Annotated in this window: 25 protein-coding genes; 9 read left to right on the top strand and 16 right to left on the bottom strand. The window is 62.2% G+C overall.

Annotation, left to right across the window (positions count from 1 at the left end; all coding sequences use genetic code 11):
- Together MOV76_RS23360 and MOV76_RS23355 are read left to right on the top strand one after the other, a co-directional pair.
- Positions 1-256: diguanylate cyclase (locus MOV76_RS23360; RefSeq protein ID WP_247265383.1), on the top strand; the 256-nt coding region annotated here is incomplete at its 5' end.
- Positions 257-458: 202 nt separating this feature from the next.
- Positions 459-995, top strand: coding sequence for a glyoxalase superfamily protein (locus MOV76_RS23355; protein WP_018244593.1), 537 nt, complete (start codon positions 459-461; stop codon positions 993-995).
- A 1-nt stretch (position 996) separates the two neighbouring features.
- Here the strand turns inward: MOV76_RS23355 and MOV76_RS23350 are convergent, their stop codons facing one another.
- The 3 genes from MOV76_RS23350 to MOV76_RS23340 all read right to left on the bottom strand — a co-directional run bounded on the left by MOV76_RS23350 (position 997) and on the right by MOV76_RS23340 (position 3,046).
- The gene (locus MOV76_RS23350) at positions 997-1,638 is read right to left on the bottom strand and encodes a glutathione S-transferase family protein (RefSeq protein ID WP_018244594.1); all 642 of its coding nucleotides are present in this window, start codon (positions 1,636-1,638) and stop codon (positions 997-999) included.
- Between the two features lie 98 nt (positions 1,639-1,736).
- A complete protein-coding gene (locus MOV76_RS23345; RefSeq protein ID WP_018244595.1) occupies positions 1,737-2,234 on the bottom strand; it encodes a DUF1772 domain-containing protein in 498 nt (165 codons plus the stop codon).
- Positions 2,222-3,046, bottom strand: a complete 825-nt coding sequence (locus tag MOV76_RS23340) for an NmrA family NAD(P)-binding protein (protein WP_130651642.1) — start codon at positions 3,044-3,046, stop codon at positions 2,222-2,224. Before MOV76_RS23340 ends, MOV76_RS23345 begins: the two co-directional genes overlap by 13 nt.
- Positions 3,047-3,147: 101 nt before the next feature.
- On the opposite strand from MOV76_RS23340, the gene MOV76_RS23335 reads away from it, so the two are divergent.
- The 3 genes from MOV76_RS23335 (at position 3,148) to MOV76_RS23325 (ending at position 5,555) form a co-directional block, all read left to right on the top strand.
- Positions 3,148-3,804, top strand: a complete 657-nt coding sequence (locus tag MOV76_RS23335; protein ID WP_018244597.1) for a TetR/AcrR family transcriptional regulator — start codon at positions 3,148-3,150, stop codon at positions 3,802-3,804.
- A gap of 72 nt (positions 3,805-3,876) precedes the next feature.
- Positions 3,877-4,566: an orotate phosphoribosyltransferase gene (locus MOV76_RS23330; RefSeq protein ID WP_028731601.1), complete on the top strand. Its 690-nt coding sequence runs from the start codon at positions 3,877-3,879 to the stop codon at positions 4,564-4,566.
- A gap of 62 nt (positions 4,567-4,628) precedes the next feature.
- Complete coding sequence (locus MOV76_RS23325; RefSeq protein WP_247265382.1) at positions 4,629-5,555, top strand: carbohydrate kinase; 927 nt, start codon at positions 4,629-4,631, stop codon at positions 5,553-5,555.
- A gap of 159 nt (positions 5,556-5,714) precedes the next feature.
- On the opposite strand, the gene MOV76_RS23320 is transcribed toward MOV76_RS23325, so the two are convergent.
- Positions 5,715-6,080 (bottom strand): metalloregulator ArsR/SmtB family transcription factor, encoded by a 366-nt coding sequence (locus MOV76_RS23320; protein ID WP_027681917.1) that lies wholly within the window; start codon positions 6,078-6,080, stop codon positions 5,715-5,717.
- A gap of 168 nt (positions 6,081-6,248) precedes the next feature.
- On the opposite strand from MOV76_RS23320, the gene MOV76_RS23315 reads away from it, so the two are divergent.
- Positions 6,249-7,208: an acyl-CoA desaturase gene (locus MOV76_RS23315; protein ID WP_247265381.1), complete on the top strand. Its 960-nt coding sequence runs from the start codon at positions 6,249-6,251 to the stop codon at positions 7,206-7,208.
- A gap of 159 nt (positions 7,209-7,367) precedes the next feature.
- On the opposite strand, the gene pgi is transcribed toward MOV76_RS23315, so the two are convergent.
- A complete protein-coding gene (pgi, locus tag MOV76_RS23310; protein ID WP_247265380.1) occupies positions 7,368-8,993 on the bottom strand; it encodes a glucose-6-phosphate isomerase in 1,626 nt (541 codons plus the stop codon).
- Between the two features lie 185 nt (positions 8,994-9,178).
- Positions 9,179-10,879, bottom strand: a complete 1,701-nt coding sequence (locus MOV76_RS23305) for a long-chain fatty acid--CoA ligase (protein ID WP_247265379.1) — start codon at positions 10,877-10,879, stop codon at positions 9,179-9,181.
- 247 nt (positions 10,880-11,126) lie between these two features.
- On the opposite strand from MOV76_RS23305, the gene MOV76_RS23300 reads away from it, so the two are divergent.
- Complete coding sequence (locus MOV76_RS23300) at positions 11,127-11,519, top strand: PRC-barrel domain-containing protein (RefSeq protein WP_018244602.1); 393 nt, start codon at positions 11,127-11,129, stop codon at positions 11,517-11,519.
- 49 nt (positions 11,520-11,568) lie between these two features.
- Here MOV76_RS23300 and MOV76_RS23295 read toward each other — a convergent pair whose 3' ends face one another.
- From MOV76_RS23295 to MOV76_RS23265, 7 genes are all read right to left on the bottom strand, one after another.
- Positions 11,569-14,022, bottom strand: a complete 2,454-nt coding sequence (locus tag MOV76_RS23295) for a glycoside hydrolase family 2 protein (protein ID WP_247265378.1) — start codon at positions 14,020-14,022, stop codon at positions 11,569-11,571.
- Between the two features lie 88 nt (positions 14,023-14,110).
- Complete coding sequence (locus MOV76_RS23290; protein WP_247265377.1) at positions 14,111-14,506, bottom strand: VOC family protein; 396 nt, start codon at positions 14,504-14,506, stop codon at positions 14,111-14,113.
- 48 nt (positions 14,507-14,554) lie between these two features.
- Entirely contained in the window at positions 14,555-15,304 is a 750-nt protein-coding gene (locus MOV76_RS23285) for an ABC transporter permease (protein WP_018447686.1), read from the bottom strand.
- On the bottom strand, positions 15,301-16,245 hold the full coding sequence (locus MOV76_RS23280) for an ABC transporter ATP-binding protein (protein ID WP_018244606.1): 945 nt from the start codon (positions 16,243-16,245) through the stop codon (positions 15,301-15,303). Before MOV76_RS23280 ends, MOV76_RS23285 begins: the two co-directional genes overlap by 4 nt.
- Positions 16,242-17,408: an ABC transporter permease gene (locus MOV76_RS23275; RefSeq protein ID WP_247265376.1), complete on the bottom strand. Its 1,167-nt coding sequence runs from the start codon at positions 17,406-17,408 to the stop codon at positions 16,242-16,244. The genes MOV76_RS23280 and MOV76_RS23275 overlap by 4 nt, the downstream gene beginning before the upstream one ends.
- An 83-nt stretch (positions 17,409-17,491) precedes the next feature.
- On the bottom strand, positions 17,492-18,400 hold the full coding sequence (locus MOV76_RS23270; protein WP_003545119.1) for an ABC transporter substrate-binding protein: 909 nt from the start codon (positions 18,398-18,400) through the stop codon (positions 17,492-17,494).
- Positions 18,401-18,586: 186 nt separating this feature from the next.
- On the bottom strand, positions 18,587-18,772 hold the full coding sequence (locus MOV76_RS23265; RefSeq protein ID WP_245278837.1) for an acetyltransferase: 186 nt from the start codon (positions 18,770-18,772) through the stop codon (positions 18,587-18,589).
- A gap of 49 nt (positions 18,773-18,821) precedes the next feature.
- Here MOV76_RS23265 and MOV76_RS23260 point away from each other — a divergent pair, with 49 nt between their 5' ends.
- Both MOV76_RS23260 and MOV76_RS23255 read left to right on the top strand, forming a co-directional pair.
- Positions 18,822-20,069: a LysR family transcriptional regulator gene (locus MOV76_RS23260; protein ID WP_247265384.1), complete on the top strand. Its 1,248-nt coding sequence runs from the start codon at positions 18,822-18,824 to the stop codon at positions 20,067-20,069.
- Positions 20,066-20,794, top strand: a complete 729-nt coding sequence (locus MOV76_RS23255) for a copper homeostasis protein CutC (RefSeq protein WP_018244610.1) — start codon at positions 20,066-20,068, stop codon at positions 20,792-20,794. Before MOV76_RS23260 ends, MOV76_RS23255 begins: the two co-directional genes overlap by 4 nt.
- Before the next feature lie 271 nt (positions 20,795-21,065).
- Here MOV76_RS23255 and MOV76_RS23250 read toward each other — a convergent pair whose 3' ends face one another.
- The 3 genes from MOV76_RS23250 to MOV76_RS23240 all read right to left on the bottom strand — a co-directional run bounded on the left by MOV76_RS23250 (position 21,066) and on the right by MOV76_RS23240 (position 23,769).
- Complete coding sequence (locus MOV76_RS23250; protein ID WP_065275848.1) at positions 21,066-21,443, bottom strand: hypothetical protein; 378 nt, start codon at positions 21,441-21,443, stop codon at positions 21,066-21,068.
- 267 nt (positions 21,444-21,710) lie between these two features.
- On the bottom strand, positions 21,711-22,730 hold the full coding sequence (locus MOV76_RS23245) for a zinc-binding alcohol dehydrogenase family protein (RefSeq protein ID WP_247265375.1): 1,020 nt from the start codon (positions 22,728-22,730) through the stop codon (positions 21,711-21,713).
- 64 nt (positions 22,731-22,794) lie between these two features.
- On the bottom strand, positions 22,795-23,769 hold the full coding sequence (locus MOV76_RS23240; protein ID WP_018244613.1) for an ABC transporter permease: 975 nt from the start codon (positions 23,767-23,769) through the stop codon (positions 22,795-22,797).
- Between the last annotated feature and the right edge of the window lie 21 nt (positions 23,770-23,790).

Below are 23,790 nucleotides of genomic sequence, written 5' to 3'. Positions count from 1 at the left end.
CGGCCGGGCGGAACTGACGGCCGAGCGCATCCGCCGGGCTTTCGAGGCGCGCGAGATCCATATCGATGACGAGGTGCTGACATGCACGGTCAGCGTCGGCGTCGCGCCCGGCCGCTCGAAGCCACAGGATTTCGACGCCATGCTGAGTGCCGCCGACAAGGCGCTCTATGTCGCCAAGCGCGCCGGCCGCAACCGTGTCGAGCTTGCCGGCCATCTGCAGGCCGTTCCCGTCGAGGCAGCGCGCACCGCGTCTTGATCGCCGATCGATCCTCTCATACTATCGCCTTCGGCCGGATGCGGCCAGCCGCCCCGCGACGCTCGAGTTTGACGCTCTGGCGTTATGGTGAATGCATCCAGACAACATCCTTCACATCCTTGCCGTTAGGCGATCGATGGCGAACGGGTCAGCAGACGCGGGCACTGATCTTCCTGTTTGCCGTCAACGGAAGGATGACTTCATGCGCGATTTTCGCGATGCCAAGCTCATGGCAAAAACATTGCGGCAGGCCCTGGCCGACCGCGACATTTCGCTCACCCACAGCGAAACGCTCGAAATCGTTGCCCGGCAGTTCGGGCTCGATCAATGGAATATTCTCTCGGCCAAGATAGAGGAGGCGGGCGCCTCCCGCTCGGTCATCGGCATCGAGCCGCCAATGCCGATCTTCCGCATCTTCTCGGTCGAAAAAGCCATGGAATTCTATTGCGGCTTCCTGGGCTTCCGTCTCGATTGGGAGCACCGTTTCGGCGAAAATTTTCCGCTCTATTGCCAGGTTTCGCGTGACGGCATGGCGCTGCACCTGAGCGAACATTCCGGCGACGCCAGCCCCGGCGCCAAGGCATTCGTCCGCGTCGCCAATGTCCAGGCCTATCACGCCGAACTCTCAGGCAAGGACTACCGCTACATGAAGCCCGGTGTCGAGGAAGAGCCGTGGGGGCTGGAGATGACCGTCATCGACCCCTTCAGCAACCGCATCGTCTTCTGCGAGCAGACGTAGTCTAGGGCATCGCGCCGGCATTGGAGTGCGGGTCGATGCTATAGGGATAGACTGGATAATCGGCCCCGATGGCATCTCCAACGCGGTCAGACCAGGCGACGAAGGCGGGATAGGCCGCAAGAGAAAACCCGCAATCCTCGGCCCGGTGGCTATAGGCGTAAACGGCGATATCGGCGATCGTCAGCTCCTGGCCGACAAGAAATGGGCTGTCGGTCAGGCCGCGATCGATGGCGGCGAGGGCGCGGGTTGCGGCTTCGCGCTTGCCCGCAACCATGCTCTGGCTACGCTCCAGCCGTCCCGTCAATGTCCAGAAGCGCAGCGAGCCGATGACCGGCTCGACATGATACTGTTCGAAGAACAGCCATTGCATCACCTTGGCGCGCAGATAGTGGTCTGACGGCAGGAAGCGCGTGTCCTCGGCGAGAAAAGTGAGGATCGCATTGGATTCGGCGATCGGACGCCCGTCGTCGAGTTCGAGGACCGGAATGGCGCCCACCGGATTGAGTTTCAGGAACGCCTCGGTGCGGCTCTCGCCCTCGAAGATCGAGACGATACGACTGCGGTAGGGTATGTCGAGCAGGCCGAGCAAAACCCTGACCTTCCAGCCATTTTGCGACGGCAGATAATCGTGAAGTGTGAACATGGCGGTCCTTTCGCGGCAATCGGCTCATGTTCACACGCCGGCCCCGAACCAACCACCCGATTCCTGACGGGGGCGTCGGATCGTCGGGAAGCAATCATTCAAACGATCATCAGCGCCCGCACGAAGGCGACCGAGGCGAGCAGCGAGGCGATGGTCCGCACATGGTTCCACCATGTCCAGTCCCTGACATAGCTGGTCCAGAGCTGAACCGCTTCCGGCCCATTGCCGCCGACCTTCGCCAGTGCATCGTTCATCGGCACGTTGAAGACGATGGTCGAGACGAAAGAGGCAAAGACATAGAGGGCTGCTCCGCCCAGCATCAGAAAAGATGCCCCGCCGCGCCAGTCGATCAGGGCGAGCACGGCGATGACGATGCAGAGGATCGCCGTCGGCACGAAGAGGCCCATGAAGGGCGAGCGGACGATCGTCACGTTGATCGAGTTCATCGCCGCGATGCCTTGCTCTGCCGGAATCCGCGAGAAGGCGGTCATGATGAAGGTCGAGAAGGCGAAGAAGATGCCGGCGACAAGGCCGCTGCCGATCGCCGCCGCCGCGAGGGAGAGGATGAGAATGATCTGCATAGTCAGGCGCTCCATATTCCGGTTGCCGCGGTTTGGCGGGCATATTCGCTGAAATCGGTGGCGGGGCGGCCAAGAATTTCGGTGACGCCGCCCATCACATTGGAATTGCGCCCATCGAGCACCTGGCCGAAGAGCTCCTCCAGAAGATCGATCAGGCCATGCGGCAGGCCGGCAGCCGCAAGCCCGCCGGTGAAATCCGCCATCGAGACCTGCTGATATTCGATCGGCCGCCCAGCGGCCGCGGCGATTTCGCCGACCGCCTGCCGGAAGGTCAGCGCCCGAGGGCCGGTCAACTCGTAGGTCTGGTTGCGGTGGCGCGGGTCGGTCAAGGCGGCGACGGCGGCATCGGCGATGTCGTCGGTATCGATGAAAGGTTCACCGATCTCGCCCGCCGGCAATTGCAGCCGGCCGCCAATGATCTGCTCGACAAAGGCGCCCTCGCTGAAGTTCTGGCAGAACCAGGAGGCGCGCAGGATGGTGGTATCGATGCCGGAAGCGGTCAGCGCCGCTTCGCTTCGCTGCGCGCTCTCTTCGCCGCGGCCGGAGAGCAGTACGATATGCTCAAGGCCGCATTCCACGGCGACCTTGGCGAGCGCTTCGATCGCCTCCGCCGCCCAGGCGACGGCAAGGTCCGGCTGGAAGGCGACATAGGCGCTCGATGCGCCCTGAAGTGCGCCGCGCCAGGTCGACCTGTCCTCCCAGTCGAAGGGACGGGCGCTGGAGCGTGATGCCGCGCGGACGGTCAGGCCGCGCGCTTCCAGACGCCTGATGATGCGGCCGCCGGTCTTTCCCGATCCACCGACGAGGACGATTTCGGACGTCTGCATGTCAAAACTCCTTCCATATTTTGCAAACAAGAGAAACTCTCTCATTTGCAAAATGAGATAATCTCTCTTATTTTGTTTGTCAACGTGGAAAAGGAGAGATCATGTCGGAACAGCCGGTCGCAACGCGCAGGCGCCAGCAGGAGTCTACCGGCCAGCCGCGCCGCATCCCCAGCCAGCAGCGCGGCCGCGAGCGCTTCGAAAAGATCCTCGCGGTTGCCTCGCAACTGATCGAAAGCCACGGCAGCGATGGCTTGAAGATGAGCGAGATCGTCGAAAAGGCCGGTCTTTCCTTCGGCGCCCTCTACCAATATTTCCCCGACAAGACCTCGATCATCCGCACATTGGCCGAGCGCTTCAACGAGCAGGGCAGGCGGTGCGTCGAAGAGGAACTGGCGAAGGTGACCGACGCTGCGGCCCTGCAGCGCGCGCTCGCCAATATCGCCGATGAATATTATGCCTTCTTCCGCCGCGAGCCCGTCATGCGCGACATCTGGCATGCGACCCATACCGACAAGCTGCTGCAGCAGGTCGATGCCGAGGACATGGAATTTCATGCCCAGGCATTTCTCGCCGTGCTTATCCGTCTATGGCCGGATCGCGACCGCAAGGAGCTCTTGGCGATCGCCCGGCTGACGATGCAGCTGCTTGCCGCCGGCGTACGTTATGCCGTTTCGCTAGATGCGGAGGAGGGCGCTCAGGCGATTGCCTTGTTCAAGAAGATGCAGATCGCCGATATCGGCCGCCTGCTGCTGTCATGAGCGCGCCTTTCGTCTGGAAACGTCGGGCTGTTGCTGCTATTCCCGCAAGGATCCAAGCCGAAGGAGAGCCGCATGATCCAGACCACATTTCCCGACCGCGCCGTGATGGCCGAATTGTTGGCCAAGATGCTCTGGGAGATCAAGGCGGTGCATTTCAATGCCGCGCAGCCCTATAAACTCTCCTCCGGGATGGCGAGCCCGGTCTATATCGATTGCCGCAAGCTGCTCTCCTTCCCGCGCATCCGCTCGACGGTGATGGATTTCGCGGCCAGCACCCTGCTGCGCGATGCCGGTTTCGAGCAGTTCGATTGCATCGCCGGCGGCGAGACCGCCGGCATCCCCTTCGCCGCCCTGCTGGCAGATCGTCTCGGCCTGCCGATGATCTATGTCCGCAAGCAGCCGAAGGGCCATGGCCGCAATGCCCAGATCGAAGGCAACATGCCGGAAGGGTCGCGCGTGCTCGTCATCGAAGACCTGACGACAGCGGGCGGCAGCATGTTCAAGTTCATCGATGCGGTCCGTGCCGCCGGCGGCGTCGTCGATCATGGCATCGCGCTGTTCTTCTACGGCATATTCGGTGAACAGCGCTTTGCCGACGGCAAGGTCAGGCTGCATCACATCGCCACCTGGCGGAATGTTCTCGCCGTCGCCAAGGAGCAGAAGCTCTTCGACGACAAGACGCTGTCGGAAGTCGAGGCCTTCCTCGATGCGCCGCTGGCCTGGTCGGGAAGGAATGGTGGGGTTAGTGAGCTTTCGCTCTAGCCAGTTGACAAAAGCTCGCTTAATCGGTTGATGAACGTATAGATGCTGTTGGGAGGAATACGATGATTTTGTGCTGCGGCGAAGCCTTGATCGACATGCTGCCGAGGGACACGACCCTGGGCGAAAAGGGCTTCGCGCCCTATGCCGGCGGCGCGATCTTCAACACCGCAATCGCGCTCGGCCGCCTCGGCATCCCCACCGCCTTCTTCACCGGCATCGCCGATGACATGATGGGCGAAATCCTGCTGGAGACGCTGAAGGCGAGCAATGTCGATTACAGCCCATGCGCCATTACGCCACGTCCCTCGACCATCGCCTTCGTCAAGCTGGTGAACGGCCAGGCGACCTATGCCTTCTACGACGAAGGCACCGCCGGCCGCATGATCACCACGGCCGACCTGCCTGTTCTCGGTGACGATTGCGAGGCGCTGCATTTCGGCGCAATCAGCCTGATCCCGAGCCCCTGCGGCGAAACCTACGAGGCGCTTCTCGACCGCGAAGCCGCTCGCCGCGTCATCTCGCTCGATCCGAATATTCGTCCGGGTTTCATCAAGGACAAGCCGGCGCATATGGCCCGCATCAAGCGCATGGCCGCTAAATCTGACATCGTCAAATTCTCCGACGAGGACCTCGAATGGTTCGGCTTGGAAGGCGACCATGATGCGCTCGCCGCCCACTGGCTGAACCACGGCGCCAAGCTCGTCGTCATCACCAAGGGCGCGGAAGGCGCCTCCGGTTATACCAAGGAGCGCAAGGTGACGGTCCCCAGCGAACGGGTCACCGTCGTCGACACGGTCGGCGCCGGTGATACTTTCGATGCCGGCATCCTCGCGTCGCTGAAGATGGATAATCTGCTGACCAAGCCTCAGGTCGCCAATCTTGACGAAAAGGCGCTGCGCAACGCCCTGACCCTCGGCGCCAAAGCCGCCGCCGTCACCGTCTCCCGCGCCGGCGCCAACCCGCCCTGGGCACGTGAGATTGGGCTTTAAGGCTTACGCCCAGCTTCGCCCCTCATCCGCCTGCCGGCACCTTCTCCCCGTAAACGGGGCGAAGGGGTTGCCGCAACGCCGGCGAAGCCGGTCTGCCCAACACAAGATGAACACCCATGCGGGCTTCGACCGCGCCGGCATCGTCTTGGCATCCTGCGCTCAAGGCAATTCTTTCGTACGCGCGCGCGCCTTGCTTTCCTTCTTGATCGGCCGACCGACCGGGCAGACCTCCTGCACGAAGCCGTTGAGCGTATTGACGAGATTGTTCTCGATCAGGGAGTAGTGGACGAACTGGCCCTGTTTCTCTCGTCTGATCAGCCCCGCAGCTTCGAGGATAGAAAGATGCTGCGAAACGGCTGGCTTGGACATGCTGAAGCGGTCAGCGATCTCGCCAGCGGTCAGGCCCGACGCTGAGAGATAGGCGAGGATCTTCCGGCGTGGCGCACTGGACAGCGCGTGGAATACCCGCTGGGCGGCGCTGACGGAGCTGCCTTCTACAGCGTCATCGAAAGTCTCTTCGTCCAAGTCCGGTCTCCGTGCCTGCGGCATCATCGCATCGATGCGTTAATCAATTAAGCAATTAATGTATTGCTTAATTGATTCCATTCGTGCAAAGTAATTAGGTAATTGCTTAATTAATGAATTGATGGGCGATGTTCAAGTGGAAATGCGCCCAATGGGAGGGAGTTTGCCATGAGCAGTATTTCCACTGGACGCATGATCGACAACGAAAGCGATCCGGTGAGGGGCAGAGTGGTCTGGATGCCCGCAAAGTCGATCTGGATCACCGCCATGACCTTGGTTGCCATCGTGGGTGGGACACTGACCTTTACCTGGAGCGCCTTTACCGTCTTTATCCTCCTGACCGCCATCACGATCTGCCTTGGTCATTCTGTCGGCATGCACCGGCTGTTGATCCACCGCTCATTCAGCACCCATATCTGGATCGAGCACTTTCTCGTCTATCTCGGTACGCTGGTCGGCATGGCCGGCCCCTTCGGCATGATCTATGCGCACGACATTCGCGACTGGGCGCAACGGCAGCGAGACTGCCATGACCTCTACGCCCATCGGCGGCCTTTCTTCATCGATGCCTTCTGGCAGATGCATTGCATCGTGGCGCTGGATCATCCGCCACGTTTCGCCCTTGACGAGCGTGAGCGGCGCGACCGCTTCTATCGCTTCTTGGAGGCGACATGGATGGCGCAGCAGGTTCCCTTGGGGCTCGTGCTCTTTGCGCTCGGCGGGCTGCCTTGGGTGGTCTGGGGTATTGCCGTGCGGATATCCGTGTCGCTGACCGGACACTGGCTGGTCGGCCATTTCGCGCATCGAGACGGCCATCAGGGCTGGAGCGTCGATGATGTCGCGGTGCAGGGCTATAACCTGCCGCGTTTCGGGCTGGTGACCTTTGGCGAGAGCTTCCACGGCAACCATCACGCTTTCCCGGAATCGGCGCGGCTCGGCATCGAGCCGGGGCAACTGGATCTCGGTTGGTATTTCATCCGGCTGCTGGCAAGGCTCGGCCTGGCTTCGGCAATCAAGCTCCCGCACACGGTCGTGCCAAGGCGAGGGTTGAGGCGCGTCGACGCATCTGAAAGTGCTGGTGACTGTGCCGATCCGCCCTGGGCGCGCGAGATCGGTCTTTACGATTAAGCCAGCGTCCGCCTCTCATCCGGCTGCCGCCACCTTCAGCCCGTAAACGGGGCGAAGGAACAATGCCGCGGCCTCTCGATTCCCATTGACGTCTCGCGGGGCACGTCCCCTCTCCCGGCGCGCGGGAAGAGGGTTAGGTGAGGGGCAAATCTTGAACGGTTACTTCGCAAGCTTCGCCAGCGCCGCAACCAGGCCCTGCGTCGACGAATCATGCGATGCGGCACTCTCCTTGCCTTCGACGACAGGCAGCAGGCCCGTCGCCAGTTCCTTGCCGAGCTCGACGCCCCACTGGTCGAAGGAATTGATGCGGAAGAGCACGCCTTCGACGAAGACGCGGTGTTCGTAGAGCGCGATCAGGCGGCCGAGCGCGTAAGGGGTCAGCTTGTCGTAGACGAAGGTGATCGACGGCCGGTTGCCGGTGAAGACGCGGTGCGGCGCGATGAAATCGGCCTTTTTGTCGTCCATGCCCTTGTCGGTCAGCTGCTTCTTGGCTTCTTCGAAACTGCGTCCCTTCATCAGTGCTTCCGACTGGGCAAGCACGTTGGAGATCAGCAGCTGGTGCTGGTGGCGCAGCTCCGGCTCGAAGGCGTTGGCGGCGATCATGAATTCGGCCGGGATGATGCTCGTGCCCTGATGGATGAGCTGGTAGAAGGCGTGCTGGCCGTTGGTGCCGGGCTCGCCCCAGACGACAGGGCCGGAATTACCTTCGACCGGCGTGCCGTCAATGGTGACGCCCTTGCCGTTCGATTCCATGTCGAGCTGCTGCAGATAGGCCGGGAAGCGCGACAGGCGCTGGTCGTAGGGCAGGATGGCGCGGGTGGGGTAGCCCAGCACATTGCGATGGTAGAAGCCGATCAGGCCAAGCAGCATCGGCAGGTTCTCGGTAACCGGCGCCTTACGGAAATGATTGTCGACGGCATGCGCGCCGTCGAGGAACTTGCCGAAATTCTCCGGCCCGACGGCGATCATCAGCGGCAGGCCGATCGCCGACCAGATCGAGTAGCGGCCGCCGACCCAGTCCCAGAAGCCGAAGACGCGGGCGCGGTCGATGCCGAAGGCGGCGACCTTGTCGAGTGCCGTCGAGACGGCGGCGAAGTGGTGCTGCACGGCGGCTTCGCCGAGCGCCTTGGCGATGAAGTTGCGCGCCGTCTGCGCATTGGTCATCGTCTCCACCGTCGTGAAGGTCTTCGAGGCGACGATGAACAGCGTCGTTTCCGGCTGCACCAGCTTCAGGATGTCGGCGATATGGGCGCCGTCGATATTGGAGACGAAATGCGCGCGCGGACCGTCATGGAAGGGGGCAAGCGCCAGCGTCGCCATGACAGGGCCGAGATCCGAGCCGCCGATGCCGATATTGACGACATCGGTGATCGCCTTGCCGGTGGCGCCCTTCAGCGTGCCGGAGCGGACGTCGTCGGCAAACTTGCCCATGGCGGCAAGCACGGCATTGACGTCGGGCATGACGTCCTTGCCGTCGACCAGAACCGGCGTGTTGGAGCGGTTGCGCAGCGCGGTGTGCAGAACGGCGCGGTCCTCGGTGAAATTGATCGCCTTGCCGGAGAACATTTCCTCGCGCTTCTTCTCGACGCCGCCGTCTTCGGCGAGCTTCACCAAGAGCTTGAGGATGTCGTCATTCACCGCCGTCTTGGAAAAATCCATCAACAGGTCGTCAAGCGAGACGGAAAAGCGCGAAAAGCGCTGCGAATCGGCGGCGAAGGCGGCCCGGATATCGGTCGCCTTGGTGGCATCAGCGGTGCTTTTCAGCTGTTCGACGATGGCGTTCATGGGAGGCTCCTTTGGAGGCGGAAAGGTTGCGGAAACTATTCGCTTTATCACCCGCAAATCAAGTTCAGCCACCTGCCGAAATGGAAAAAAGCCACCCGCGGCAAGCGGATGGCTTTAATTTCATTACAGCGCCGCGCGTCCGAAAGACGCGCAAAGGACGCTGTAACACTTTCAATTCGTCAAATTCAGCCACGCAGGTCCTTGCGCAGGATCTTACCAACAGGCGACTTCGGCAGCTCGGTGCGGAACTCGATGAAGCGCGGCCGCTTGTAGTTGGTGAGGTTGGCGATGCAGTGGGCTTTGACCTCGGCTTCCGTCAGGTTCGGATCCTTCCTGACCACGAAGAGTTTTACCGCCTCGCCCGAATGTCCGTCCGGCACGCCGATGGCTGCGGCCTCGAGGATGCCGGCATGCATGGCGGCGACTTCCTCGATCTCGTTCGGATAGACGTTGAAGCCGGAGACGAGGATCATGTCCTTCTTGCGGTCGACGATCTTGGTATAGCCGCGGTCGTCCATGAAGCCCATGTCGCCCGAACGGAAGTAGCCATCATCGGTCATCACCCGCGCCGTCTCCTCAGGCTTCTGCCAGTAGCCGGCCATCACCTGCGGTCCGCGAATGCAGATCTCGCCGACGTCGCCGAGCGGCAGCGAATTGCCGACCTCGTCGCGGATATCGAGGTCGGTGGAGGGAAGCGGCAGGCCGATCGTGCCGGTGAACTCAGCCGAATCGAAGCGGTTGGCGGTGGCAACCGGCGATGTCTCGGAAAGGCCGTAGCCTTCCGTCACTGCCGTGCCTGTCATCTTCAGCCAGCGATCAGCGACCGGGCGCTGCACAGCCATGCCGCCGCCGAGCGACATGATCAGCGAGGAGAAGTCGAGCTTGGCGAAATCGGCATTGTTCATCAGCGCATTGAACAGCGTGTTGAGGCCGGGGAAGATATGGACCTTCGACTTTTCGAATTCCTTGACGAGACCGGGAATGTCGCGCGGATTGGCGATCAGGATATTGTGGGCGCCGAGCGACATGCCCATCAGCGAATTCACCGTCAGCGCGAAGATGTGGTAGAGCGGCAGGGCGCAGAGGAAATTCAGCACCTCCGGCTCTTTCTTGCGCTCGAAGGCGGATCGAAGCCAGAGCGACAGCTGCACCTTGTTGGCGAGCAGGTTCTGATGCGTCAGCACCGCGCCCTTGGCTACGCCCGTCGTGCCGCCGGTATATTGCAGGAAGGCGATGTCGCTGCCTGTCAGCGTGACCGGCTGGAGCTTTTTTCCGGCACCTTCGCGGAGCACCTGGCCGAAGCTCTTGTGCTGAGGGATCGACCAGGAGGGAACGAGCTTCTTCACCTTGCGCACGACGAAATTGACGATCAGCCCCTTCGGCCCGAGCATTTCCCCGAGCGAGGTGACGACGACATGGCGAAGGTCGGTCTTGTTGAGAACCTGCTCCACCGTGCGGGCGAAATTCTCCAGCACGAAGATCGCTTTGGCGCCGGAATCCTTCAGCTGGTGTTCGAGTTCGCGCGGCGTATAGAGCGGGTTGACGTTCACGACGACGAGGCCGGCGCGCAGGATGGCATAGGTGGCGATCGGGTTCTGCAGCACGTTCGGCATCATCACGGCGACGCGGTCGCCCTTCTGAAGGCCGGTGCTCTGCAGCCAGGCGGCGACCTTGCGCGTCTGGCTCTCCAGTTCGCGGTAGCGCATCTCCTTGCCCATGCTGGAAAAGGCGGTCCGGTCGGCGTAACGGGCGCAGGATTTTTCCAGCAGTTCGGCAAGCGAGGCATATTCCAGCGGCGGAATCTCTGCCGGAACAATATCGGGATAGGCGGCAAGCCAGGGCTTGTCCGGCCTGGCGCCGTTTGGATGGACGGAAATGCTGTTCATCTGTCTCTCTCCCCTGTGGCCGCCGCGCCGACATCATTCGGCAGATAACCGGAAAGATCCTCCATCTTCCAGTCCGGCAGCTTATGCGATTGCCTGAATGGTTCAAGCCGAATGAAGCTATACTAACCTTGACGTAAACGTCAACATTCGGCCCGCGCACGATCATGGAAAGGATGGGGAACTTTGAGTCCGCCATGACGTTGATCTTGCATACTCACCATGAGGAAACACCAAAAGGAGGTGCACAATGTTGAACCAGGATACTGACGCCACCCGCCGTGACCCGAATGTCAAGGTCACGCACTCGCTGATCGCCAGCGACCGCGTCGAAGGCACCCGTGTCTATGGGCCTGATGGCAGGCATATCGGCTCGATCGAACGGCTGATCATCGGAAAGCTCGACGGCCGTGTCGCCTATGCCGTGCTGAGCTTCGGCGGCTTCCTGGGCATCGGTCACGACCATTATCCGCTTCCCTGGGAAAAGCTGAACTACGACACCCAGCTGGATGGCTATCGCATCGACCTGACCAAGGAGCAGATCGAAGGCGCCCCAAGCTATTCGGACGATGACGACACCTGGTACAACGACAATGGCCGCCGGGTCTATGATTACTACGGCGTGCCGCCTTACTGGATGTAACGTCGTCCGATAGGCCGAGCTGGAAGGGCCCCGCGGATGCGGGGCCTTTTTAGTGTTTGGCGACGAGATCGTTGGCCGAGCGCAGCACGGTGCCGATGGTAATGTCATCGGCCCTCATCGTCTTTGCCGTCTTAACCGCAAAGACATGGCTCTCGCCCGGCAGCAGCGTCACCAGCATCGAATCGACAACGGCATCCGGATGCAGTCGATCCGCCATCAGGCAGAGATCCTTGAGGAAATTTTGCGCCGTCACCTTGATCGCATACCCGCCGTCGATCCCGACGACATCGACCGTCAGCCGCGGTGTCGGCAAGGCAAGCTCGATATCCTCGACGAAATAATGGAAGGCCCGCCTGTCCAGCATCTGCACGACGATGAGCTCGTCCTTCGGTAAGCCGGGGGTGACGATATCCTCGGGCAGCGGAAGTTCCTTTGCTTCGAAACGGTCGCAGAGCAGGCGCCAGAATTCGAATTCGGCAAGCACGGTGCCGTCGAGCTTCATGCGTTTGCCGCTGATCTTCGCCCGCCAGAACAGCGTCCGTTCATTGACGGCCACCGCCGCAAGCCCGCCGCCGCGCGTCTGGATCGTCAGCAGGCGCGGATCATAGGCTGCCTTCAGCGCATACCAGAGCGGCTTGCGGCGCCCGGCCGAATCAAGCGCGGCCCACGAAGTCACCGGCCAGCAATCATTGAACTGCCAAACCACCGCACCCTTGCAGATATCCCGATGCGAGCGCATGTGTTCGACGCCGAAGCGGATGGCGCGCGCCTGGTTGAGCTGGGTGGCGAAATGCCAGTCGTCCATCGTCCTTGGCTCGGGCAGATGGCCGGACAGGCCGCGGATCAGCTTGTCATTGCCCTCAGTCGCCTTCTGATGGTGGAAGACGCCGTTCGATTGCGGCGTCAGCGGCGCATCATGCACGCTCTCTTCGATCGTCGCCCATGTGGCCGGCGCCTGCCAGCCGAATTCGGAGCAGAAGCGTGGGATATAATTGCGGTAGACCTCGTAGCCGACATCGTTCCACACGTCCCAGATATGTTTGCAGCCATGGCCGTCGGCATTGGGTTCGATTTCCATCGAGCCGGAATAGGGGCTGCCGGGATAATAGGGCCGGTCCGGATCGAGTTCGACGCAGAGTTTCGGCAGCAGGTCGAGATAATAACCGAGGCCCCAGCTTTCGCCCGCCTTGATGATCGGCCGCCAGCCCCATTCGTCGAAGCCCCAGATATTCTCGTTATTGCCGTTCCAGAGGACCAGCGAGGCATGCGGCATCAGCCGCACGACATTGTCGCGCACCTCCGCCTCGACCTCGCTTCTGAGCGGCTCCTCCTCCGGATAGGCGGCGCAGGCAAAGAGGAAATCCTGCCAGACCAGCATGCCGGCGCGGTCGCAGGCCTCATAGAATTCGTCGGCCTCGAAAATGCCGCCGCCCCAGACGCGCAGCATGTGGATATTGGCGGCCTTTGCCTCCTCGATCCGAGCGGCATAACGCTCAGCCGTCACCCGCGGGGGAAAACAATCGTCCGGAATCCAGTTCGCCCCGCAGATGAAGAGCGGCACGTCGTTGATGACGAAGGTGAAGGCCGAGCCGTGGTCGTCGGCTGCGGTATCGAGCCGCAGCGAGCGAAAACCGAGTTCGCGCTGATAGCTGTCGAGCAGATCGTCGCGGGCCTCGCCGATCAGCCGGAGCGTCAGCGGATAAAGCGGCTGCGCGCCGAGATGGTGCGGCCACCAGAGCTGCGGCGAGGGGAGGGCAAGCGCGAAGGAAACCTCGTCTTCGCCGGCGGCGATCGCTACCGTCTTGGTTACGCCGCCAATTTCGGCGATGAGCCTCAACGGCGTCGTGTCGCCCTGCCGGGCCAGCCTGGCATGGACCTTCACCAGTCCGTCGCCGCCGGCAAGTGTCGCCGACACCCGCGTTTCGGCAAGCCGCGCCCGATCCCAGCTTTCCAGCCGGACGGGCTTCCAGACACCCGCCGTCACCAGGGTCGGCCCCCAATCCCAGCCGAAGTTGCAGGCCATCTTGCGCATCAGATTGCCCGGCCCCGGATAGTTGTTGGGACGGTAGCCGTAATGTTTTTCCATCTCCGCGCCATAGGCATAAGCCGAACGGAAGGTGATGGTGAGTTCGTTCTGGCCAGCCTTCAGCAGCCGGGAAACATCGAAACGATAGGTACGGTGCATGTTGAAGGTACGGCCGATCTCTTCGCCGTTGAGGGATATCACCGCGATCGTATCGAGCCCGTCGAAGACCAGTTCCTGCACCCTGCCATCGTCTGGCATCGCCTCGAAGCTGCAGCGATAGGTCCAGTCGGTCTTGCCGATCCAATCGTTGGTGATCTCGTTGACGTCGATATAGGGATCGGGGATCAGCCGGTTGGCGAGAAGGTCGAGATGCACGCAGCCCGGCACTGTCGCGGGAATGGCAGCCGGCAGGCCGGGTCTTGCTGTATCGTTACAGGAGAGCGTCCAGCCGGAATTGAGCTCGGTCTTCTCGATCATGGGCGGGCTCCTAGGTCATGCCGCTCGAAGCTGTGGGATTATCGGGAGATTGGAACAGTACGGCCGCAATCCGGCTCGCCACGATGCGTCAGAGAAACCGGCCGTGGCGCTGCAGCACCTCGATCTTGTAGCCATCGGGATCGCTGATGAAGAAGAACAGGCCGAAGAGCTTGCCGTCGCGGTTGAGCTCCACCAGTTCACCGGGCTTGAGCCCGAGCTTCGACAGCCGCTCCCGCTCGACCGCCACCTCCTCGACCGAGACGGCGAGATGGCCATAGGCATTGCCGAGGTCATAGGGCGCGGTCCGACCCTTGTTGACGGTCAGTTCCAGCTCGAAGCCGGTCTCGGCATTGCTCAGATAGATCAGCGTGAAGGTTTCGAAATCGACGCGGTCGGCGACCGAAAGGCCGAAGGCCCTCTCGTAGAATTCGACGGAGCGCGCCTCATCGAGAACGCGGATCATGGAGTGGATCATCTTCGCCAATTCTGCCTCCCATTCTCATCCATCACGGCAGTCTTGGTACTCGTCCTCCTACGCCGCGCGCAAGCCGATTCTTCGGGTGATCGCCGCTTCGACGAGGCCCATGGCGTCATAGATCAGCACCGCCATCAGGCCGACGATCAGGCCGCCCTGCAGGATGAAGGCGGTATTGTCGGAAATCAACCCGGCGATGATGACCTCGCCGAGGCCCTTTGCCGCAACCGTCGAGCCGATCGTCGCCGTGCCGATATTGATGACGGTCGCCACCTTCAGCCCTTCGAGGATCAGCGGCAGGGCAAGCGGCAGCTCGACCCGCAGCAGCCGCTGCGTGCCGTTCATGCCCATGCCGTCGGCGGCATCGAGAACCTGCGGCGAAACCTGCTTCAAGCCGGCGACGGTGTTTTCGAAGATCGGCAGCAGGCCGTAGAGAAAGAGCGCAATCAGCGTCGGCATGGCGCCGAAACCGGTGGCGGGAACCGCGAGCGCCAGCACCGCGACCGGCGGAAAGGTCTGCCCCGCATTGGCGATGGCGCGCGACAGCGGCAGGAAGTCAGCACCGCTTTCCCGCGTCACGAAGATGCCGCCGACAACGGCAAGCACGGCGCTGCAGACAATCGAGCCGATCACCAGTTGCAGATGCCCGGCGGCCAGCGAGGCAAGGCTGTTCTGCGTATAGACGGCAGGCGCATTGTTGCTGGTCAGCGGCACCAGCAGGAAGGAAAGCCACTCCGTCCTGAACAGCAGGATGAGCAGCAAAGCTAGCGCCGCCAGGCGGAAGAGATTGGCGACGACGAGCTTCATGCCTTGCGGCCCAGTTCGAGAAGCCGCGTCATCGAGATCGAGCCAACCGGGGCCTTTTCGCCGTCCTGCACCGCCGCCTCGTCGACCCCCTGCCAGATCATTTCGGCCAGCGCATCACGCAGGCTGAGTGACTGCGGCAGGGCATAGGCGAGACCGTTCTTGGCCGGCTCCATGCTTTCCTTCAGCGGCAGCAGCGACATCAGCTTCAAGGCCCGGTCGGACGTGCCGGTCAATTGCTGCACGAAGGGATCGGCGGGTTCGGTGAGGATCTTTTCCGGCGTCGAGCATTGCAGCAATCTGCCCTGGCTCATCACCGCGATCTGGTTGCCGAGATGGAAGGCCTCGTCCATGTCGTGGGTGACGAGAATAACCGTCGTGCCGAACTGTTTCTGGATCGCCAGCAGGTCGTCCTGCGCCTTGCCGCGGATGACGGGGTCGAGCGCCCCGAAGGGTTCGTCCATCAACAGCAGTTCCGGCTCGGCCGCCAGCGCCCGGGCCACACCGACGCGCTGCTGCTGGCCGCCCGAGAGTTGGTGCGGATATTTGTCGGCAAAGGTTGCCGGATCGAGGTTGAAAAGCCCGAGCAGTTCTTCGACACGTTTGGCGATGCGGGCGGAATCCCAATCGAGAAGCTGCGGCACCGTGGCGATATTCTGCGCCACCGTCCGGTGCGGAAACAGGCCGTGTCCCTGGATCGCATAGCCGATCTTGCGGCGAAGCTCCGTCACTGGAACGTCCATCACATTCTGTCCGCCGACTGATATTTCGCCTTCGGTGATCGGCACCAGTCGGTTGATCATCCGCATCAGCGTCGATTTGCCCGAGCCCGACGTGCCGACGATGACGGTGATCTCACCCTTCTCGACGCTCATCGAGACGTTGTCGACGACGGTGGCCGGGCCGTAGCGCTTGGTGACGTTCCTGATCTCGATCATGGTCATGCGGCGGATCCCCGGATGCTGTCGATGACCGCATCGAGGATGACGGCCGATGAGAAGGCGAAGAAGACGGTCGGCACGGCGCCGAGCAGGACGAGATCCATGGCCGTCTGGCCGAGCCCCTGGAAGATGAAGATGCCGAAGCCGCCGCCGCCGATCAGCGCCGCGATCGTCACCATGCCGATCGCCTGCACCAGCACGATGCGGATGCCGGTGAGGATGACGGGAAAGGCGAGCGGCATGTCGATGCCGGTCAGAATCTGCAAGCGCGTCAGCCCCATGCCGGCCGCAGCATCGCGCACCGAGGGGTCGACGCCCTGAAGGCCGACGACGGTGTTGGCGACGATCGGCAGCAGCGAATAGAGCACCAGCGCAATCAAGGCAGGCGCCGTGCCGATGCCGCGGATGCCGATCGCGGCGGCGAGCGGCACATGGGTGGCGAGGTAGCCGAGCGGCAGCATCAATAGGCCGAAGAGTGCCAGGCTCGGGATCGTCTGGATGAGGCTCAGCCCCTGCAGCACGATGGCCCGCAGCTTAGGCACCCAGAAGCAGAGGATGCCGAGCGGCAGGCCGAGAACAATGGCGATGGCAAGCGAGCCGAACGCCAGCAGCAGATGCGAGATCGCTTCGGTCTCGAATTGCGGGGCCCGCGTCGAGAATTCCTTCATGATCGAAAGGCTGTCGAGCAGGCCGGAGGAGAGCGAGATGAAGAGCAGCGCCGTATAGGCTGCAAGGGCTGCGACCCGCATCCATGGCGCCAGCCGGATTTTGACAAGCGCATCGGATATGACGAGCCCGATCACCGCAAACAGCGCCCAGAAGCCGCCGCCGGGCGTCATGCGCGCCACCGTGCTGCCGGGGGGCGTTGCCGCCGTCGAGACGAGGCCGATCGCAACGATCAGCGCCGCAAGGCAGAGTGTGGCGATGATAAGCCGTGCTATCGCATTGGTGAGGAACAGCGTGGCGAAGGCGGTGAGAAGGAGAAGCACGGTCAGGATGACGACCGAAGGCTGGGGAAGAAGCTGCATCAGCAGCATCGGCTTGCCGGCGGCGATGCGGTTCGCCTTCACGTAGATGAAGGGCATCAGTGCAGTCGCCGCGATGCCGCCGGCCACCAGAACCACGCCGAGCCGGTCCAGCCTGCGGACCGCTAAGGTTTCTTCCATCAAATCAACCCTGTCTGGCCAACATCAGCCCAACCCTATCAGCAAAGGGGGCTCCGCCCGCAATCGGGCGGAGCGAGCGATGATTACTTCAGGAAGCCCTTTTCCTTGAGATAGGCTTCGGCGACGGATTTTGCCGGCTCGCCGTCGACCTGGATCTTGGCGTTGAGCTTACGCAACTCGTCGGCGGTCAGGCTCTTGAAGATCGGCGAGAGCACCTCCTCGATTTTCGGATTGGCCTTCAACACCTCTTCGCGGATGATCGGCGTCGGGGCATAGACCTGCTGCACGTTCTTGTCGTCTTCGAGAACGGTGAGTTCAGCCGCTTCGATGGCGCCGTCGGTGCCGTAGACCATGGCGGTGTTGACGCCGTTCGTCTGGTCGGCGGCCGCCTTGATCGTTGCCGCCGTGTCGCCGCCGGAGAGAACGACCATCTGGTCGGGCTTCAACTGGAAGCCGTAGGTCGTCTGGAAGGCGGGGAGCGCGCCGGCCGAATTGACGAATTCGGCGGAGGCGGCAAGCTTGGCGGCACCGCCGCCGGCGACCCATTTGCCGAAGTCCGTGAGGCTCTTCAGCTTGTTCGGACCGGCGACATCGCTGCGCACGGCGAGCGCCCAGGTGTTGTTGGCGGGCGACGGCGTCAGCCAGACGATCTTGTTGGCGTCGTAATCGAGCTTCTTCGCCAGCTCATAACCCTGGTCGATGTTCTTCCAGGCGGCGTCATCGGCCTTGTTGAAGAAGAAGCCGGCATTGCCGGTATACTCCGGATAGATGTCGATTTCGCCGGCGGTGATCGCCTTGCGCACGACGGGTGTTGCGCCAAGCGCGATGCGGTCCTGCGTCTTGATGCCGTTTGCTTCGAGAGCGAGCGCAATGACGTTGCCGAGCAGCGTGCCTTCGGTGTCGATCTTCGACGAAACGACGACGTCGGCGGCATGGGCCGCACCCACCGCGAAGGCGGAGAGTGAGACGGCAAGTGCGAGTTTCTTCAGCATGGAAAGTCCCCTTTTTCAAAACCATTGAATGTGGCCCAAGCCTCGGGCGGGAGGCCTGCGCATAGGAAATCCGCCGGCGAAGGCGACCAAGCCGCCATCATGCCGGAATTGCGTGCGTCATGGAAATAGCGTTCATGCCCGAAAAATCGATGCAAGCCCCCTCCAGTATTTGCGGTCGCGGCACGATTATGGCGGCGAATGCACCTCCGCGCGCGGAAACGCATTCCCTTTTCCAAGGCCGGCGCGATTTGTTTTTGTCCCCTTGCGTGTTTCCACGATATTCCCCGGCTCTCTTGCGGTTTCCCGCCGCCCGGATTTTTTATGACGGGAACGATAGCCCGCCTCTCCGGAGGCAGGGATATCTTTTTTCATGAACACATCATATCGTCCGGTTTTTTCAGCGCTTTCCGGAGGTGGCCGTTTGCATCTTGGTGCCCTGTTCATCGCAAGCCATGTTCTGACCTCCGGTTCGGTCCGCGAGACCGCGCGGCGCTTCCAGCTGTCGCCCTCCACCGTCTCGACGGCAATCCATAATCTCGAGACCGAACTGGCGATGAAGCTGACGGAACGCGCTTCCGGCGAGTTGGCGACGCTGATTGCGAGCGGCAGGGTGCTGGAAGGCCTGGAGCCGATCATGGCTGCAATCGCTGAACTCGGCCAATGGGCCGGTCACGACGGCGCCGCCGCCGGGATCGACGAGGCCTGGGCATCCCGCATTCCCGTCAAGATCGTCACGATGGAGCGTTTTCTCGAAGTTGCCGACCAGGGCAGCATCAACCGGGCCGCCCGCCGCCTCCGCCTCGGTCAGCCGCAGCTTTCGCTTCAGCTTGCCAATCTTGAGAAATTTTTAGGCCATCGCCTGTTCGAGCGGCAGGCGCAGGGCTCGGTGCTGACGGAGGAGGGCAGGCGCGCCTACCAGATCTTCATGGCGATCAGCCAGGCATGGAACGATCTCAAATCGTCGGCCGACGAGCGTTATCGGCGCACCGCCCGGTCGCTGCGCATCGGCTCGATCATCCCGACCGGCTCGGAAAGCTGGGTGGCGCGCTGCCTGGGCACGCTGGTTTCGGAATGGAATGCACGCCGCAACAACAATGCGATCTCGCTGGTCTCGATGACCGCCGACGATCTGCGCGAGGCGCTGAAGAGCGGTCGCATCGATGTCGCGATCCTGGATTCGGTCTTCGGGCTGGAAAACTTCCGCCATCGCGAACTGTTGCAGACCGACATGGTGGTGATCGCGCCGCCGGATAGTACCGAGACCAGCGTCGCCGATCTCGTTGCCGGCCACCCGATCTGCATGCCGAGCCCGCGCACCGGCCTCGGTCATGCGGCCATGGCCTTCAGTTACGAGCGCGCGCCCAACTGGCGCCTGCGCGGCCAGGATATCACCGCGGCGGATTCGCTGCCGGTCATCGTCGACCTCGTCGCCAATCACGGTTACGTCTCCTTCCTCGGCCGCGTCAGCGCCATGCCGATTGCCGACAAGGTGCGCATCGTCGATCTCGACGAGCACCTGCCGATGTCCTATCACGTCGCCTTCAACCATCGAAAAGCCGCCGCCGATGCCTGCACTGTCATCATCGAGGTGGCGGCGAGAATTACCTCGGAAACCGTGGCGCGCACCATAAGGCCGACGGACGCCGGAGCCAGGGAGACTGCAGCGTGACAATCTTGCTTGAAGTGTGCGTGGACAGCGCCGAAGGCCTTGCCGCCGCGATCGAAGGCGGCGCCGGCCGCATCGAGCTCTGCTCGGCGCTGGAGCTCGGCGGCCTGACGCCGCTGCCGAGCCTGATGAAGATCGCCGCCCGGGCTCCCATTCCGGTCTACGCGATGATCCGCCCTCACGCCGGGCCTTTCATCTTCGACGGGGCAGATGAGGAAGCGATGATGATCGATATTGATGCCGTGCGCGCCGCTGGCCTTGCCGGTGTCGTCATCGGCGCCAACCGGCCGGATGGTACGCTCGACATGCCGTTGATCCACCGTTTGAAGGCGCATGCGGCCGGCCTCGGCTCGACGCTGCATCGCGCTTTCGATCTGGTGCCGGATGCCGACCAGGCGCTGGAACAGGCGGTCGAACTCGGCTGCGAACGCATCCTGACCTCCGGCTGCGCCCTGAAGGCCACCGACGGTCTCGACACGCTGAAGCGCATTTCGGCAAAGGCCGCCGGCCGCATCGCCATCATGCCCGGCAGCGGCATCCGCCCGGCAAATGTCGGCGAGATCCTGCAGGCGACCGGCGCCCGCGAGGTCCACGGCTCCTGCAGTTCCCCGATCGAAAGCGCCGATCCGCGCGCGGTTGCCTTCGGCTTCGAGGCGAAAAGCACGAACAAGACCGATGTCGCCGTTGTCAGGCAGATGCGCAGGGCGATCGAGGCGGTGGCAGGATAACGGAGCGTGAGGACAAGGGAGCATTCGTTTGTCGATGCACCCCTCAATCTCCGTCATCCTCGGCCTTGAGCCGAGGATCCATGCCTTGCAGGTGACGGAGGCCAACGTGGATCCTCGGGTCGAGCCCGAGGATGACGGAGTGTGTGGGAAACTACGCAGCAGATACCGCGAACATGACAAGATAGGCGCCTAACGCCGTAGGACTTTTCCAGCGCTGCCTAGCCGCCAATACTGATGACAGCCTTGATCACACATTCTTCTCATGCGCTTATCACTCGCGATCATGGACGACGCCCATGATCTCACCCCTGCGGGAGACACTCACGAGGAGATCGTCCCCGTCTCGCCATGCTCTGATCAGATATCGTTCACCCACGTCCCTCACATCTCTGACGCGATAACCACGCCGTTCGAGGAGGCGAACCGCATCGTCTGGCCCGAAATTGTCCCGACCCGGGCGCCATCCGCTTCGCTGGTCGTGGTGGCGATTCCATCGCTGCAGAAAATCCGTTTCCGTCTGGTTGTCGTCAGGATCAGCATAGAATTCCGATCCCTGGCCTTCCTGGATGACCACCTGCGCACGGGCAGGCACCACAAGCGGCATTGTCAGCGCAATAGCCATTGCCAAGGAAGCAATTCGCATTTTCATCGCCCGACCCTTTCCATCACTCAATTGATGAACATCTGCCGAGTATCCGGCGGGCCCTACTTATGGACACTTCCGTTTTCGTCTGTGTGCTTTTTGATTGAGAAATGTTGCGCGAAATCGCCGGCGCCGGTCTGAGTCGGAACCGCGTTGTTTCCGGGCTCATCCATCAGAACGTCTTGTGGAAAGACCAAGGGCCAACGGCTCCCGGCGGGATTTGCCGGAAGCGTTCAAGGCAATCGCTATGCGACTTCTTACCTTGGGATTGCCCTAGGCACCGATGCGGATCACCGCCTTGATCAGCCCATTCTTCTCATGCGCCCAGCGCGCGAGATCGCGCGGCGCATCGGCAAGTGTCGTGCGGTGGGTGATGAGTTTGTCCACCGGCACCAGCCCTTTGGCGATGGAATCCGCCACATGCTCGAAATCGACGCGGGTGGCGTTGCGGCTGCCGATCACCATCATCTCGCGCTTGTGGAATTCGGGGTCGGAGAAGCGGATATCGTCCTTGACGACGCTGACCAGCACCAGCGCGCCGCCATGGGCGACGAAGGAGAAGGCCTTCTCCATCGAAGGCCCGTACCCCGTCGCGTCGAAGACCACGTCGAAACCGTCGCCATTGGTCTTTTCCCGTACGGCCTCCGCTGTCGCCTCGTTGGCAACGATGCCGGAGGTGAAGCCGAAGCGCTCGGATGCCATCTGCAGCCGCTCGGTGCTGGTATCGAGCAGCGTCACCTCATGGCCTGCAATGCGCGAGAAGATCGCCGCCCCGAGCCCGATAGGCCCGGCGCCGATGACGAGCGCCCGCTTTCCCGCACCGGTCATCGAACGGCGCACCGCATGGGCGCCGATCGCCAGAAACTCGGTCGTTGCCGCCGCTTCGAGGCTTAAGCCTTTAGCGGCATAGAGGTTCTCGGCCGGAACCGAAATCTCCTCGCAGAAGGCGCCGTCGGTATGGACACCGAGCACCTTGATATTGGTGCAGCAATTCGGCTTGCCCTGACGGCAGGCGATACATTGCCCGCAGGAGAGATAGGGATTGACGATGACAGGCGTGCCGACTGCCATGGCGACGCCGTCGCCCGCTTCCAGCACCGTCGCCGAGATCTCATGCCCCATTACCCGGGGATATTCGAGGAAGGGATGTTTGCCCTCGAAGATGTGGTAATCGGTGCCGCAGATGCCGACATGGCTGACGGCAAGCCGCGCCCAGCCGGCGGCGGGAGCCGCTGGCGAAGGGCGCTCGACGATATCGAGCACGCCGGGCTCCCGGCAAAGAACTGCTTTCATGACGGGTCTCGCATTTCCTGAAATGGAAGAAGCCGGCTTGTTCAGGCCTGCTGTCTCTTGTCGCTCAATTGCTCTTGCGGCGGCGCAGCTGGTCGAAGAACACGATCACGATGATCAAGAGACCGGTGATGATACGCTGCCAGAAGGAGTTGACGTTCAGAAGGTTCGCGCCGTTGTTGATGGTGGCGAGAATGAACGCGCCGATCAGCGGGCCGTGCACAGAGCCGACCGCGCCGAACAGGCTGGTGCCGCCGATGACGGAGGAGGCGATCGCCTGCAGTTCCCAGCCGTCGGCCTGTGTCGCATTGCCGATGGCGATGCGCGAGGCCAGCAGCACGCCGACGAAGGCGGCGAAGGAGGCCGAGAGGATATAGGCAAGGTAGATCATGCCCTTGACGTTGACGCCGGAAAGGCGCGCCGCCTCGGCATTCGAACCGACCGCGAAGAGATAGCGGCCCCAACGGCTCAGATGCAGGAAGATGAAGGAGGGGACCGCCACCAGGATGACCATCCAGAACAGGCTCGGAATACTGAGCAAATCGGCGCGGGCGAAATTGCTGAAGCCCTCATTGGTAATGTTGATCGTCGAACCGTTGGTGATCAGCAGGCCGATGCCGCGCAGCGATGTCAGGGTTGCCAGCGTGATGATGAACGGCGGCAGGCCCATATGCACGATGCCGAAGCCATGGAAGGCGCCGATCGCCACACCCATGAGCAGCGTCAGCGCGATCGCACCCCATACCGGTACGCCCGCCTGCAGCAGCCAGGCGATGATCACGGTGCAGAAGCCGACAATGGCGCCGACCGAAAGGTCGATGCCGGCGGTGATGATGACGAAGGTTTGGCCGAGTGCGAGGATCGCCGTCATCGCGCCCTGACGCAGCAGGTTCGAGATGTTGAGCGGCGTCCAGAAGCTCGGGGTGACAACGGCGAGCACGATCCAGAGGAAGATCAGCAGGCCGATCAGCGTCAGGCCGAACAGGATGTTCATTTTCCGGCGCGGCGGCGGTGCGACGATTTCTGTGGGGGTGGCAGTCATGAATTTTCTCCCTCTTATTCT

It is taken from the genome of Rhizobium sp. PRIMUS64 (assembly GCF_023006465.1).
Taxonomy (GTDB): domain Bacteria; phylum Pseudomonadota; class Alphaproteobacteria; order Rhizobiales; family Rhizobiaceae; genus Rhizobium; species Rhizobium leguminosarum.
The sequence above is the reverse complement of the archived record's forward strand: the minus strand, read 5'-3'. Positions and strand labels throughout refer to the sequence as shown.

Coding starts and splice junctions, on each gene's coding strand:
- MOV76_RS23240 (WP_018244613.1), bottom strand. CDS start 23,769: ATGACTGCCACCCCCACAGAAATCGTCGCACCGCCGCCGCGCCGGAAA.
- MOV76_RS23270 (WP_003545119.1), bottom strand. CDS start 18,400: ATGCTGAAGAAACTCGCACTTGCCGTCTCACTCTCCGCCTTCGCGGTG.
- MOV76_RS23355 (WP_018244593.1), top strand. CDS start 459: ATGCGCGATTTTCGCGATGCCAAGCTCATGGCAAAAACATTGCGGCAG.
- MOV76_RS23280 (WP_018244606.1), bottom strand. CDS start 16,245: ATGACCATGATCGAGATCAGGAACGTCACCAAGCGCTACGGCCCGGCC.
- MOV76_RS23295 (WP_247265378.1), bottom strand. CDS start 14,022: ATGATCGAGAAGACCGAGCTCAATTCCGGCTGGACGCTCTCCTGTAAC.
- MOV76_RS23335 (WP_018244597.1), top strand. CDS start 3,148: ATGTCGGAACAGCCGGTCGCAACGCGCAGGCGCCAGCAGGAGTCTACC.
- MOV76_RS23345 (WP_018244595.1), bottom strand. CDS start 2,234: ATGGAGCGCCTGACTATGCAGATCATTCTCATCCTCTCCCTCGCGGCG.
- MOV76_RS23350 (WP_018244594.1), bottom strand. CDS start 1,638: ATGTTCACACTTCACGATTATCTGCCGTCGCAAAATGGCTGGAAGGTC.
- MOV76_RS23305 (WP_247265379.1), bottom strand. CDS start 10,879: ATGAACAGCATTTCCGTCCATCCAAACGGCGCCAGGCCGGACAAGCCC.
- MOV76_RS23325 (WP_247265382.1), top strand. CDS start 4,629: ATGATTTTGTGCTGCGGCGAAGCCTTGATCGACATGCTGCCGAGGGAC.
- MOV76_RS23245 (WP_247265375.1), bottom strand. CDS start 22,730: ATGAAAGCAGTTCTTTGCCGGGAGCCCGGCGTGCTCGATATCGTCGAG.
- MOV76_RS23285 (WP_018447686.1), bottom strand. CDS start 15,304: ATGAAGCTCGTCGTCGCCAATCTCTTCCGCCTGGCGGCGCTAGCTTTG.
- MOV76_RS23315 (WP_247265381.1), top strand. CDS start 6,249: ATGAGCAGTATTTCCACTGGACGCATGATCGACAACGAAAGCGATCCG.
- MOV76_RS23300 (WP_018244602.1), top strand. CDS start 11,127: ATGTTGAACCAGGATACTGACGCCACCCGCCGTGACCCGAATGTCAAG.
- MOV76_RS23265 (WP_245278837.1), bottom strand. CDS start 18,772: ATGAAAAAAGATATCCCTGCCTCCGGAGAGGCGGGCTATCGTTCCCGT.
- pgi (WP_247265380.1), bottom strand. CDS start 8,993: ATGAACGCCATCGTCGAACAGCTGAAAAGCACCGCTGATGCCACCAAG.
- MOV76_RS23275 (WP_247265376.1), bottom strand. CDS start 17,408: ATGGAAGAAACCTTAGCGGTCCGCAGGCTGGACCGGCTCGGCGTGGTT.
- MOV76_RS23330 (WP_028731601.1), top strand. CDS start 3,877: ATGATCCAGACCACATTTCCCGACCGCGCCGTGATGGCCGAATTGTTG.
- MOV76_RS23250 (WP_065275848.1), bottom strand. CDS start 21,443: ATGAAAATGCGAATTGCTTCCTTGGCAATGGCTATTGCGCTGACAATG.
- MOV76_RS23340 (WP_130651642.1), bottom strand. CDS start 3,046: ATGCAGACGTCCGAAATCGTCCTCGTCGGTGGATCGGGAAAGACCGGC.